The 12,353-nt window shown below is 68.8% G+C and carries 11 protein-coding genes; 6 read left to right on the top strand and 5 right to left on the bottom strand.

What is annotated here, in order from left to right:
- Nucleotides 1-57: 57 nt before the first annotated feature.
- Nucleotides 58-1,329: a 3-phosphoshikimate 1-carboxyvinyltransferase gene (locus tag UCD39_RS05515; RefSeq protein WP_330495056.1), complete on the top strand. Its 1,272-nt coding sequence runs from the start codon at nt 58-60 to the stop codon at nt 1,327-1,329.
- Nucleotide 1,330: 1 nt separating this feature from the next.
- Here UCD39_RS05515 and UCD39_RS05510 read toward each other — a convergent pair whose 3' ends face one another.
- Nucleotides 1,331-1,843 (bottom strand): phosphatase domain-containing putative toxin, encoded by a 513-nt coding sequence (locus UCD39_RS05510; protein ID WP_442943571.1) that lies wholly within the window; start codon nt 1,841-1,843, stop codon nt 1,331-1,333.
- Between the two features lie 56 nt (nt 1,844-1,899).
- Here UCD39_RS05510 and UCD39_RS05505 point away from each other — a divergent pair, with 56 nt between their 5' ends.
- The 5 genes from UCD39_RS05505 (at nt 1,900) to UCD39_RS05485 (ending at nt 5,766) form a co-directional block, all read left to right on the top strand.
- The gene (locus UCD39_RS05505) at nt 1,900-2,190 is read left to right on the top strand and encodes a hypothetical protein (RefSeq protein WP_330495054.1); all 291 of its coding nucleotides are present in this window, start codon (nt 1,900-1,902) and stop codon (nt 2,188-2,190) included.
- Nucleotides 2,191-2,297: 107 nt separating this feature from the next.
- Nucleotides 2,298-2,627, top strand: coding sequence for a PadR family transcriptional regulator (locus UCD39_RS05500; protein WP_330495053.1), 330 nt, complete (start codon nt 2,298-2,300; stop codon nt 2,625-2,627).
- 3 nt (nt 2,628-2,630) lie between these two features.
- A complete protein-coding gene (locus tag UCD39_RS05495; protein WP_330495052.1) occupies nt 2,631-3,431 on the top strand; it encodes a hypothetical protein in 801 nt (266 codons plus the stop codon).
- A gap of 84 nt (nt 3,432-3,515) precedes the next feature.
- Nucleotides 3,516-4,208 (top strand): hypothetical protein, encoded by a 693-nt coding sequence (locus UCD39_RS05490; RefSeq protein WP_330495051.1) that lies wholly within the window; start codon nt 3,516-3,518, stop codon nt 4,206-4,208.
- Between the two features lie 16 nt (nt 4,209-4,224).
- Nucleotides 4,225-5,766 carry an alpha/beta hydrolase family protein gene (locus UCD39_RS05485; protein ID WP_330495050.1) on the top strand — a complete coding sequence of 514 codons (1,542 nt, stop codon included), beginning with the start codon at nt 4,225-4,227 and terminating at the stop codon, nt 5,764-5,766.
- Nucleotides 5,767-5,768: 2 nt separating this feature from the next.
- Here the strand turns inward: UCD39_RS05485 and UCD39_RS05480 are convergent, their stop codons facing one another.
- From UCD39_RS05480 to UCD39_RS05465, 4 genes are all read right to left on the bottom strand, one after another.
- Nucleotides 5,769-6,887 carry a JmjC domain-containing protein gene (locus UCD39_RS05480; RefSeq protein WP_330495049.1) on the bottom strand — a complete coding sequence of 373 codons (1,119 nt, stop codon included), beginning with the start codon at nt 6,885-6,887 and terminating at the stop codon, nt 5,769-5,771.
- Between the two features lie 98 nt (nt 6,888-6,985).
- The gene (locus UCD39_RS05475; protein ID WP_330495048.1) at nt 6,986-7,726 is read right to left on the bottom strand and encodes a SapC family protein; all 741 of its coding nucleotides are present in this window, start codon (nt 7,724-7,726) and stop codon (nt 6,986-6,988) included.
- Complete coding sequence (locus tag UCD39_RS05470; RefSeq protein WP_330495047.1) at nt 7,723-9,324, bottom strand: tryptophan halogenase family protein; 1,602 nt, start codon at nt 9,322-9,324, stop codon at nt 7,723-7,725. Before UCD39_RS05470 ends, UCD39_RS05475 begins: the two co-directional genes overlap by 4 nt.
- Before the next feature lie 65 nt (nt 9,325-9,389).
- Nucleotides 9,390-12,260: a beta-galactosidase gene (locus UCD39_RS05465; protein ID WP_330495046.1), complete on the bottom strand. Its 2,871-nt coding sequence runs from the start codon at nt 12,258-12,260 to the stop codon at nt 9,390-9,392.
- Nucleotides 12,261-12,353: the final 93 nt, after the last annotated feature.

The following is a 12,353-nucleotide window of genomic DNA, read 5'->3' as shown; positions in this document are numbered from 1 at the left end:
GCCGGCGTGAAAGTCACGCCGGCGGCTTTTGCACCAATGATAACGGGGACGTAGGTGATGGGTAACGGCAACGGCGCGACTTTGATCATTCCACCGCAAGGGCCGCTTCGGGGCCGGGTGGCGCCGCCGGGGTCCAAGTCCATCACCAACCGCGCCCTGCTGCTGGCGGGTCTGGCGGCCGGCACCAGCCGGCTGACCGGCGCCCTGAAAAGCGACGACACCCGCTATATGGCCCAGGCCCTGCGCGACATGGGCGTCGCGGTGGATGAGCCGGACGACACCACCTTCGTCGTCCAGGGCACCGGCCGGCTGAACGCGCCGGTCCAGCCCCTGTTCCTGGGCAACGCCGGCACCGCCACCCGCTTCCTGACGGCGGCGGTGGCCGCCGCCGTGGACGGCACGGTGGTGGTGGATGGCGACGCGCACATGCGCAAGCGGCCCATCGCCCCGCTGGTGGCGGCCCTGAAGACCCTGGGCGTCGACATCGACGCCCCCTCCGGCTGCCCGCCCGTCACCGTGCGCGGCCGTGCCGGCGGGTTCGCCGGTGGCCGGGTGGAGATCGACGGCGGCTTGTCCAGCCAGTACGTCTCCGCCCTGCTGATGATGGGGGCCTTGGGCTCCCAGCCGACCGACGTGGTGCTGACCGGCGCCGACATCGGCGCCAAGGGCTATGTCGACCTGACCACCGCCGCCATGGCGGCCTTCGGCGCGGCGGTCAGCCACCCCAGCGACACGGTCTGGACCGTGGCCGCCACCGGCTATCAGGCCACCGATCTCGCGGTGGAGCCCGACGCCTCGGCCGCGACCTACCTGTGGGCGGCGGAGGCCCTGACCGGCGGCGCCATCGACCTGGGCACCCCGGCCGACGCCTTCACCCAGCCGGACGCCCGCGCCTGGGACTTCATCCGCCTGTTCCCCCACCTGCCGCCCATCATCGATGGGTCGCAGATGCAGGACGCCATCCCCACCCTGGCGGTGCTGGCGGCCTTCAACACCACGCCGGTGCGCTTCACCGGCATCGCCAACCTGCGGGTGAAGGAATGCGATCGCGTGGCCGCCCTGGCCACAGAGCTGTCGCGCATTCGCCCCGGTTTGGGCGTGGAGGAGGGGGACGACCTACTGGTGGCCAGCGATGCCGGCCTGGCCGGCCAGAGCCTGCCCACCCGTATCGAGACCTACGCCGACCACCGCATCGCCATGAGCTTCGCCCTGGCCGGCCTGAAGATCCGCGACATCACCATCCTGGACCCCGCTTGCGTCGCCAAGACCTATCCCGGCTACTGGCGGGCGCTGGCCAGCCTGGGCGTGGATCTGCTGGACGAAGCCTGAGTCAGACCAAAAGCGGCAGCGCCTCGGCAAAGGATCGTACCCAGGCGCGCTGCTCATCCGTGTCGGGCACGGGCACACCGCGCGCCTGGGCGATGCGGGCGAACGCCGCCGTGACATCCAGTCCGGCGCAAGCCAGGACACTGGCCGCCAGCAGGGATGACCGGCCGATACCGGCCCGGCAATGCACGGCCACGGAGCGCCCGGAGGCCAGGTCCCGGGAGAGACGCCGCGCCAGCATGGCCACCTGGCGGCGCGAGTCAGGCACACCCCGGTCGGGCATGGGAAATGTGGTGAAGGCCATCCCCTGGGCCTGGCACAGCCCCTCCTCAGTCATGAGCGCCAGTTCCCGGACCTCCGCCAACTCCAGCAGGCTGATCACTTCATCGACGCCCTCGGCGTGCCAGCCGGCGATTTCATCTTCCAGCCAATCGCCCGCCCGGGGCCGCGCCATGATGGCGAGCCGCCCCGTCCAAGGAAGGACACTGAGATCTATCCAATAGAGCGCCGGTTGCATTTAATTCCCCCCGCCGGACGATAGCGACCGACGCTGCACGATTCCCCAGGACCATCATGGGACCCGACGTTGAAGATGAGTTGGCTTGGACCAAGCGCGGAGCCGCCGCCGTGCGGCATATGAGGATCTTCACGGCAGTTATGACAGCCGTGACCAGCCTGTTCTTGATGTTGAGTTTAGCGAGTGCGACGGGGCTGGGCGGAGGAAGCGGTGGCCATGTCCTGGAGTGGCTGGGCCTGCCCCCCGCCGATGGGCAGTCTATCGCCCTGCTTGCAATGATGACCTTCGGTGGAATGATACTCCACGGCGTTTCGATCGGGCTCCTGAAATTCTTCCGTTTGGGATAAGCGCTGACCTCAGAGACGCGACCTGATCCGCCACAGCCAACCCTGTTGACCACCCAGATCGGTCGAATATACATTGTAGAAGAAATAGCGCCGCAGGGTAGGGCACGATGGGCAGGAACACGCTGGGCACGCTGGAACAGGCGGTGATGATGGTCATCCTGGCCCTGGGCGACGGCGCCTATGGCGTGGCCATCCGCGACGAACTCAGCCGTCGTACCCGGCGCGAGCATACGCTGGGCGCCGTCTACACCACGCTGGACCGGCTGACGGCCAAGGAATTGCTGGAGTCCACCCTGGGGGAGCCGACGCCGACGCGCGGCGGCCGGGCCAAACGCTTTTTCAAGCTGACCAGCGAGGGGCGTCAGGCGCTGGACCACGCCGTCAATACCCGTCACGAGTTGGAGTATGGGCTGGATCTGGCGGGCAAGGGGGCCTGAACCATGGCGACACCGTCCCAAGACAGCGACGCCGTCGTCGCCCCGGCCGCCCTGCCCCTGTTCCCCCGGCTCTGCCTGATGCTGGTGGCCACCCCCGACGAGGTGGAGGACCGCATGGGCGATCTGGAGGAGTCCTACGTCAATGCCCTGGTGGTGCTGGGGCCGGATGCCGCCCTCAGCCGGTATCGCCGCGACATCGCCTCCAGCATCCTGGCCATCACCAGCCGACGGCTGGAGAACCTGGTGCTGCTGCGCTTCCTGGACCGGGGCCGGCTGTTGCTGTCGCTGGCCACGATGACCCTGGCCTTCACCGCCTGCTTTGCCGTGATGTCTGTGTTGGTGCCCGACCCGTGGTGGATGCGGGCCGGCCTGCCCAGCTATCCCGGCCAGTTCCAGCGTTTCAACCAGTCCGACTATCCCGTCTGCCAGGCCTGGACCGACTATGAGGGGCGGAGCCGCGTGGCGCGTGACCTGCACCGCCCCGGCGTCCATGTCACCAGGGTCACCACCCGGGGCGCGGTGCGCCAAGGTGCTGAACAGGATCTGGCCGTGCTGCTGCCCCAGACGGCCAAGGTGACCGCCATCTACTGCGGCATCAGCCGGCCGGGCACCGGGAAAGCAGCGGTCGAAGAGTGTTCCCGCGGTGGCTGCGGCGCCGGTGTCTCGGCGTTTGTCGAGGACAGCGCCTATGTCAAAGGCCGCGTCCTGACCTTGGCCATGTACACCCGTACCGCCGGCCCCGAGGACGGCGTCACTGGCCATTTCTGGATCGCCTGGCGCGACGACGGCACCAGCGCCCCTTGAAGCCCCCCTGCCCGCTTCGCCCCACCTCACGGTGGCGCGCTTATTTCTTCTACATTGTGTATTAAACTCGAGGAGACAGAAGCCATGCACGCGAATGTGTCGCTGGAGGCCCAGATGCCGTTCCCCGTCGCGCTCATGAGCCGACTGCTGGTCTCCCTGATTTCGGCCCTGCTCTCGGTCAGCCTGGTCTATGGCCTGATGAAGGCCTCGATACCGGAGCCGTGGTGGCGGCAGGCCGGGTTACAGACCGACCCCGGATATTTCCGGGGCGCCAACATCGTGGACTATCCGTTCTGCCAGGCCTGGAACGATTACCAGGGCGGGGACCGCATGGCGCGGGACCTGGGCGCACCCGGCGTGCGGGTGACGGCGGCGCAGACGCGGACGGCCATCCGCCCGGGAGGGGAAGAGAACCTGCTGGTGGAATTGCCCGGGACCGCCCAAATCGTCGCCGTCTACTGCGGCATCTCGCAGGACAGAGCGCCCATGGGCGAATGCGCCCGCTATGTCTGCGGCGACGGGGTCGCCACCTTCATCGCCGACAGCCTGTACACGGGCAGCGAGGTCAGCGGCACCCTGCAGAACGGCAACCGCATCCTGACCCTGACCCTCATGAACAAGCGGGCCGAAACGCGGCGGCGGACCACGGTCCGCTTCTGGGTGGCGTGGAAGGATGATGCCCCGCCCCCGCAAGCGATACCGGCGTCCCCCGGGATCAAGCCTAGCGCGGATAAGCCCCTGGCAGGTCCAGCCCAGCCCCCCCGCAACCCGATCTGATCTGGAGAACGCCGCTATGAAGCGAATAATTGCCCGCGCCTGCCTGGCGCTGTTGCTGACGGCCGCACCGGTCCTGGACGCCCGGTCCCAGAGCGCGGTGACGACGGACGCGAGGACGATGAACGCGACGTTGAAAGATGTCGGCGCCTGGACCATCTGGGGCACGCGCGTCACCTTTGTGCAGGACGGTGCGGTGCCCGGCGGCACCACCGTGACCGCCGCCGCGCGGGAGGACAGGACGGGGGAACCCTGGGCCAGCGCCGCCAGCATGGCCGTCCCTTTGCCGCTGAAGGCGGGCGACCGGGTCAGCGCCACCTTCTGGGCCCGCGCCGCCCAGGCGGAGACGGTGCCGGTCATGATCAACGGTGGCGCGCCGTCCTACGCCGTCCTGGCCAGCCGGACGGTCGACCTGACGCCGGACTGGCGCCGCATCACTCTCAGCGGCGCGGCGCCGGCCGACCTTGCCGCCGGCACGCAGTTCCTGACCCTGCATCTGGGCAGGGCGCCGGCCGACATCCAGCTGGGCCCCGTGCTGTTCCAGCCCGGCGTACCCTATGACGCCGACATCCAGGCGGCTTTCGCCGGCTTCCGTCCCGCGCAGCGGGTGCAGGATGTCCCCATCCCCACCGATCCTGGCGTGGTGCTGGCCGGCCGGTTGCGCCTGCCGGGCCGGCATGGCGATGGCCCGTTCCCGGTCGTGGTCCTGCTGAGCGGCAGCGGCCCCGGTAAACGCGGCGTCTTCCCCTTGATCGAGGACAGGCTGCTGGCAGAGGGTATCGCCACCCTGGATTACGACAAACGCGGGGTCGGCGAGTCGACCGGAACGTTCGTCGACACCCTGGGGCTGATGGAGCGGGACGCGGCAGCGGCCGTGGCCTACCTGCGCGGCCGGCCGGATATCGACGGCGGTCGGGTGGCCTTTCTGGGCCTGAGCCAGGGCGCCTATGTCGGGCCCGCCGTCGCCGCCCGCGACCCGGCCATCGCCGCCGTGGTCATGCTGGCCGGGCCGGCGGGCGAGCGGGGCACGCTGTTCACCGACGACATGCGGGAGAAGCTGGCCAAGGCTGGCATCGTCGGTGACGCCAACGACCGGATCGTCGCTGCCCTTGAGGCCCTATACGGCGCACGTATCGCCGGAGCGACGCCATCGGTGGTGGGCGGAGCCCGCCAGGCGTTGACCGACGCCTTTGTCGCGGGCGGCTGGAGCCCGGCGCAGGCGGACGCCGTGGTGGCGGAACTGGACACCCCGGCGGTCCTGTCCCTGTACCAGGCCGCCCCCAACGAGGCGCTGGCCCGGCTCCGCGCCCCCGTCCTGGCCCTGTACGCCGGACGGGACACCGTGGTCCCGACCCACCGGGCGATGCCGGAGGCCCAAAGGGCCCTGCGCGCCAACCCGGATGCGACCGTGCTGGAGATACCGGGCGTGAACCACGGCTTTCAGCATGTCGACACCCACACGCCGGGCCCACTGGAACCGGCGGTGTCCGCGCCCGAGGTGCTGGACCTGGTGCAACGCTGGCTGGGCGACCGCCTGCGCGCGGGCCCTAAGATGAACTGACCTCAGTCCTCCAACAGCCAGACCTGGCCGGCGCGGGCCAGGCCGGCGACCGCGTCAGCGACCACAGCTCCTTCCATGTCAGCCAAGTCCTGCTTCAGCGCCGCCAGGCGGGCGCCATCCGTGGCCAGCAACTGGGCCAGCACCCGCCGCTGGTCCGCCGGCAGCTTGGACGGAGCCGGTCCCGGCGCGCGCGCGGCGGGGTGGATTTCCGTGGCGTCGGACAGCACCCGGTCCAGGCCCAGGTTCATGGGCTGGAACGCCTCGCGCTCCGCATCCAGCTGGGTGAACAGCGCCGGCAGGTCGGGCTGGTCCAGGGCGCCACGCAGCAGGTCGGCCTGCGCCGCCATCTGCCGGCGCGTCGCGGCCTCCTCGGCGATGGCCATGACCTCTTCCCGCAGGGCATCGTTGTTGCCTTCCAGCCGCCCGGCCAGGGCCCGCAGCAGGTCCTTGGCGCGCAAGCCGCCCAGGTTGATGGTCAGGTGGGCGGAATGGCCGCCCTCCGCCACCGTGGCCCAGTGGATGTCGCCGCGCGGGATGTACAGCACGTCACCGGGGCGCAGCGTGTCCTCCCACTCCACCGGCCCAGCCTCCGCCAGGGTGGCGTAGCTGCGGCTGACCAGCGGGTGGGTGGCGCGGAAGCCGTGGCAGCGCCAGTGCTTCTCGCCCGAGATCTGCAGGATGATGACGTCGTGGTTGTCCCAATGCGGCCCCAGCGCGCCCTCCCGCTGGAAGCTGACATAGGCGTTGGCACCGCCGCGCACGCGATAGCGCCGTTCCACCGCCGCGATCAGCGCGGCGATGCGCGGGGAGACATGGTGCAGGTGGTTCAACGCCAGGCTGAGGCCCTGGTTGATCTGGTCCTGCAGGGCGGCGGGCTTGAGGAACAACTGCCCCGCCTTGTTGCGGCCCACCACCGTCTCATAGGGCAGATCCTTGCCGGAGCGGACCAGGCGCAGGCGACCATTGTGCAGGCCCGCCAGGGTGACCTGGGCGTTGATCAGCGACCAGGGCAGCAGCCGGGCGAAGGTGTCCGCCTGGCCGGTGCGCAGGTGCAGGCGCCGCTTTTCCCGGAAGGCCCGGTCCAGTTCCGCCGGATCATGAGGGCGGACCAAAGCCGCCACGCCACCAAGCATATGCCCCCCAATTCCGGGCCATCCCGCCCCTACTCGTGGCGCGGAGGATAGCATCCGGCGCGGCGAGCCCGCCACTTTTACCCGCCTTACGGGCGGGAAACGTGATCCCGCAGGCGAATATGGAGATCCGGGCGCCCCCCGTCCCCCTGGTCGGCGCCGCGCAACTGAAGCAGCCGTTCCATCTGGTTCACCGACGCCGCGATCAGCGTGGCCGCCGCCAAGTGGCCCTTGCGGAACAAGTCCACCACCACCGTGTCCGGCAGGTCCGCCAGGGCGGACGGCGACAGGGTGTAAAGCCCACCCACCTCATGCTCGGCCCCGTTGGGCAAGCGCAGCACCACCTCCAGCGCCCTGATCAGATCCAATTGGACGAAGCCATCGACCATGTCATGGGCGGCGTTAAGGTCGGCCACCAGCCGCTGCAGCCGGGCGCGCATCGCCTCGACCACCGCCGTTGGCCTCCCGTCCGTCCCGAACAGGGACTGCCCGGGGGCGGCGAAGCGATCGGCGGCCTCGTCGATCAGCAGACCCAGGGCGCTGCTGGCATCCAGGCGGAATCCTTCCGCCATGACCGCTTCGGGCAGGTAGGTGCACCGCCACCCTCCCTCCCGCCAATAGAGGTTCCGTGGCTGGTCCAGGCTGAGCAGCGCCACCAAAGTGAAGCGGCCGGTCTCGCCATCCTTGGCGAAGCACAACGGGAAGTCCGCGGCCGCGAGGGGGATTTCGGACAAGCCGACCCAGGCGTACCGCAGGGCGCGCGCATCCGCCGTCGGGCGCATTTGGAGGGCCCGATGCCGGGTGGGGTCGAGAGGGCGATACCGTGTCATAGGCGCTGCAGTCCGTGTTGGCGTATGGCCCGGATAAGGCTTCTGTGCGGCGGCAAACGGGTCATCGCGTCGGAACGCTGGGCCGCCGCCCGCGCGAACAGCCGCGCGGCCGCCTTGCGCTCCGGCCCCAGCGTCGGATGCCCCGCATACTGGGTGGGGAAACCCATGCCATGCAGCACATACTGATAGCTGGGCCAGGAAAACACCTCGCGATGGCGGGTGAAATCCGCCGCGCACGGCGGATGATGGCGCCACAACTCCAGGCGTTCGCCAAGACCATCAGGGAACGAGGCTGGATCAAGGTTGTCTTGCCAGAAGGGCTCCGGCCGGTGGGTCAGGACGTAGTGCAGTTTCAGAAACTCGATAACCCGCGCCCAATGATGATGGAAATCGGCGTTGAACTGCCGGGCGATGTGGTCCATGGCCCGCCGGGTGGCCGGCAGCCGGTCCGCGATCGTGTCCATCGACAGTTCGATCAGCATCAGCGCCGACGCCTCCAGCGGCTCGATGAACCCGGCGGAAAGTCCCACGGCGACACAGTTGTTGATCCAGAAGGTCTCACGGTGGCCGGCATTGATGTTGATGCTGCGCACGGAGAGCGCATCCGCGCCGGGGCCGGCATAGGCGCGCAAGGTCGCCTCCGCCTGATCGGCAGAGGTGTGGGCGCTGGAATAGACGTAGCCGATTCCGCGCCGGCTCCACAGGCCGATGTCCCAAATCCAGCCGGCGGTCTGGGCCGTCGACACGGTATGGCAGGCGATGGGGGCATCCTCGACGGGATAGGGGATTTGCAGGGCCAGCGCCTTGTCGGCGAACAAATACTGGCGGCAGCTTTTCAGCGGAACACCGTAGACGCGGTCGATCAGCACCCCTTTGAAGCCGGTGCAATCCACGAACAGGTCGCCCTCGATCACCGTCCCATCCGCCAGGCGCAGCGCCTGGATGTCCCCCTCCGCTGTCTGGTCGGCGGCCACGACGTCACCCACGACATGCCGCACGCCCAAGCGGCCGACGGCATGGTCGCGCAGCAACGTCGCGAACTTGCCCGCGTCCAGGTGATAGGCGTAATTGGCCAGCCCGGCGTATTCGGGATGGGTGATGGCCTTGGGCGCCAAGCCCGCGTCGCACAGCGCGCCTTGGAAATCGACGCTGTGGGCGAAGTCCTCACCCGCCGGCCCCGCCGCGGCCCGTTCCTGCCAATGGGGCGACAGGTTCACCTCGCCCGCCCCCACCGGGGGATTCAGCGGATGGTAATAGGCGTCATCGCCCCCCCACGTCCAACCGACGAACCGGGCGCCCTGCTTGAACACGGCGTCGGCGCTGCGGATGAAATCCGTCTCCGACAGGCGGATCTTCGCCAGGGTGTTGCGCATGGTGGGCCAGGTGCCCTCACCGACGCCGATCGACGGCTCCGTCGGCGACTCCACCAGCACCACCGCGACCCTGTCGTGCCCAGGCTCCCCTTCGGGATCGGCATTGCGGGCGGCGATACGCGCGGCGGCGATCCATCCGGCGCTGCCGCCCCCGACGACGACGACGCGGCGGATCGCATGGTTCTCGCTTTTCCCGGATGGGGCCTGGGCCATGGCCTCCCTCATTCTTGGCCATCCTCTTTTTGGGTCGGGCGGTGGCGGGCGCGGATAGGCCCGCCACCACTCCCGGGTCACCGCCGGCTGGACGGCGTCCCCATGCTGGATTTGTAGCTGCCGTAATTGACCAGGGAAACCTCACCCAGGCCGCCCGGCCCCTCTTCCGTCTTCCAGACGGCGATGTCGATGGTGTTGTCGCCCTGGGGCAGCAGCACGCCGTTGGGGATGGGGAAGCTGTGCTGCGGCCCGATATCGGAAACGTACTGGCCCATCTGCCAGCCGTTCACGAACAGCAGCGCCCGGTAGTGCCGCCCCGGCGGATCGCGGAACTCCACGCCCAGCGAGGTGTCCTGGTCCTTGGGCAGGGACAGCGCCACATGGGTGCGATACCAGGTGACGCCCGGCGCCTGCTCGCTGGCCGGCAGGGTGACGGGCTTGCCCTGTGGCAGGGCGCCAGGCTTCAGATGCCAGCCCTCACGCTCGCCGAACAGGCCGCCCTCATTATAGGGGCCGCGCACCGGGTCCATCGCCGCCTCGCCCCCGGCGTGGCCCTGGATACGCCAGGAAATGGCATGGTCGGAGGCGCCCAAGGCCGAGGCGTAGGCGATGCCCCGGCCGGTCCGGTTCTCGTTGCGGCTCTGATAGTCCTCCTCATGCCCCATGTTGACGGTCAGGACGGAGACGACGTTGTCGCCCTTTTCGATCCAGCCTTGGGGGAAGGGGAAGGTGCCGTCGTCCCCGCGCTGCACGCTGCCCAGGAAGTGGCCGTTCAGCCAGGCGGAGAAGGCGCCACCGGTGGCCCCGCTCAACACCCGCAGGCGCACACCGCGCGGCACGTCGGCACCGGCGCCGGAGAAATGGCCCCGGTACCAGGTGTTGCCGGTGTGGAAGCCGTAATCATCGGCCAGCAGCACGGGGTGGGACAGCGGGTTGGTGATGCTGTTGGACGTCGTCAGGTCCGCGACACGCCAGGCATGGTCATCGAAGCCAGGCGCGATTTCCGGGGCGCCATCGCGCGCCTGCCAGTCCTTGAGCGCCGGCAGGGCCACGGGCGCCGGCGTCGGCAGGGTCACCGCCAAGGCGCCATCTTCCGCGCCGGACGGCGTGACCGGGATGGACGCCCCGTTCCAGGTGACGGCGGTGGCGCCGGGGCCGAAGACGATGGCGTCCTTATCGGTGTCGGAATCACCGACCAGCGCCAGGGTCTTGCCGGTGACCGTGGCCGTACGCAGCAGATGCGAGCCCACCATCAGCACCGGGCCGGCGGCCGTCTCAGTCCGCCAAATCCGTTCCGTTGCCTGACGATCCGCCAGCAGGACGACCAGCGGCCGCTCCCCGCCGGTGACCACCACCTCCGCCAAGCCGTCATGGGTGTAGTCCAAGGACAGTTGACCGTCCTTGATCTCGCTGTGGACCGCGCCGCGCACGACCCGGGCCTGGGCGTTGGCGGGAACGCGGAAACTGGCCTCGCCCGCGGTTCCCCGGTCCCCGTACAGGACCAGGAAGTCCCGCCCGCCGATGGTGGCGGCGGTCATGACCTCCGACGTGGCATAGCGCAGGTGCTGGGCGCCGAAGGGATATCCCACGACGATCATCTTCGCCTGGCGCCCATTGATGGCCAGGGTGGTTCCCGCCTTCTGCGGAAGGGTGATGGCTTGCCCATCCACGGTCACGGAGAAACGCGCCGACGACTGGGCGGTGGAGGTCGAGTCCGCATGCCGGATCAGATGGAATTGCGTCCCCGTCTCGGGATTGACGCGGGCGATGTCGATCAGGCCGCGGTCGTCCAGCCAGGCCGACGGCATGGGGTCCGTCCGCAACAGGGGTGCCGTCGTCGTCACGAAATAGCCGATGCGCTTGTCTTCGTAATACTTCCCCTCGAACTGGCGGGCCTCGGTGATGGCCGCGCCATAGTCGTAGGACGTGTAGTTCTGGGGAATGGCCTGCCAACCCCAGGAGGTGCCGCCGTACAGCATGTAGAAGTTCTGGCCGGTGGCGCCCGCCGCGATATTGGATTTGTAGAAGACGTTGGCGAAGCTGTCGTTGATCAGCTCCGCGCATTTGGCGTAGCCGGGGCCACCCCAGGGATCGAACGCCCCGCCCTGGAACTCGGCGGTGAACAGGGGCTCCCCTTCCTTGCGGCTGCGCGCCATGTCGGGCGCGGGCTTCCAGACTGAGGGGTTGGAGCAGTCGAAGCCCTGCGGATAGAAATCCCAGCCGCTGACCTCCATGGCGCCCTTGCCCTCGACATAGGCGCCGTCATGGTTGCCCAGCAGGGGTACCTGGATGCCATCGGCCCGGGCCTTCTGCTTCAGATGCTCCATATAGGTCCGGTTGTCCTCGCCATTCAGGTAATATTCGTTTTCGACCTGATAGCCGATGACCGTGCCGCCGCCGTCGACCAGCTGATGGCGGGCGATGATGCGGTCGACCTGGGTCAGCCATTCATCGGCATAGCGCAGGTATTCAGGATCGGCGCTGCGATTGTTCAGCTTCTTCGTCGTCAGCCACAGGGGCAGGCCGCCGCTGTCCACCTCGGCATTGATGTAGGGGCTGGGGCGGGCGATGACGTACATGCCGGCATCGCGGGCCGCGTCGAGCATGCGGTCGATGTCGCGGATGCCGGTGAAGTCGTAAACGCCCTCACGCGGGGAGTGATAGCCCCAGGAGAAGTAGATCGACACCGTGTTGAAGCCGGCCGCCTTCATCTTTTGCAGGACATCGGACCACAGGGCCGGGCTGGGCAGGCGGAACGGATGGAATTCGCCCGACCAGAGATAGACGCGCTTTCCATCGATGAGGAAGCTGTGGGAATCGAACGTCACCTCATGCGACGGCGCGGGCGCCGCCGTCGCCTGGGGCCCAGCGGCCCACGCCCCCACCAGCGCCAGGGCGGCGACCCGATTGAACCATCCCCGTCGTTCGGCCTTCAAACGGCGTTTCACAGCAATCTCCTCCGATCATTATGACTGATTGGCGATCCCGACGACCACGGAAGCGCCGAAGGGTGGCGGCGGGATGACCGCCACCACCCAGGC

Origin of the sequence: Nitrospirillum karajorum (assembly GCF_036348415.1) — a bacterium.
GTDB classification, from domain to species: Bacteria; Pseudomonadota; Alphaproteobacteria; order Azospirillales; family Azospirillaceae; genus Nitrospirillum; species Nitrospirillum amazonense_B.
This window is presented reverse-complemented; position numbering and strand designations above follow the sequence as displayed.

Excerpts from the sequence above, each read along its gene's own strand:
- UCD39_RS05515 (WP_330495056.1), top strand. The coding sequence starts at position 58 with ATGGGTAACGGCAACGGCGCGACTTTGATCATTCCACCGCAAGGGCCG.
- UCD39_RS05510 (WP_442943571.1), bottom strand. The coding sequence starts at position 1,843 with ATGCAACCGGCGCTCTATTGGATAGATCTCAGTGTCCTTCCTTGGACG.
- UCD39_RS05505 (WP_330495054.1), top strand. The coding sequence starts at position 1,900 with ATGGGACCCGACGTTGAAGATGAGTTGGCTTGGACCAAGCGCGGAGCC.
- UCD39_RS05500 (WP_330495053.1), top strand. The coding sequence starts at position 2,298 with ATGGGCAGGAACACGCTGGGCACGCTGGAACAGGCGGTGATGATGGTC.
- UCD39_RS05495 (WP_330495052.1), top strand. The coding sequence starts at position 2,631 with ATGGCGACACCGTCCCAAGACAGCGACGCCGTCGTCGCCCCGGCCGCC.
- UCD39_RS05490 (WP_330495051.1), top strand. The coding sequence starts at position 3,516 with ATGCACGCGAATGTGTCGCTGGAGGCCCAGATGCCGTTCCCCGTCGCG.
- UCD39_RS05485 (WP_330495050.1), top strand. The coding sequence starts at position 4,225 with ATGAAGCGAATAATTGCCCGCGCCTGCCTGGCGCTGTTGCTGACGGCC.
- UCD39_RS05475 (WP_330495048.1), bottom strand. The coding sequence starts at position 7,726 with ATGACACGGTATCGCCCTCTCGACCCCACCCGGCATCGGGCCCTCCAA.
- UCD39_RS05470 (WP_330495047.1), bottom strand. The coding sequence starts at position 9,324 with ATGAGGGAGGCCATGGCCCAGGCCCCATCCGGGAAAAGCGAGAACCAT.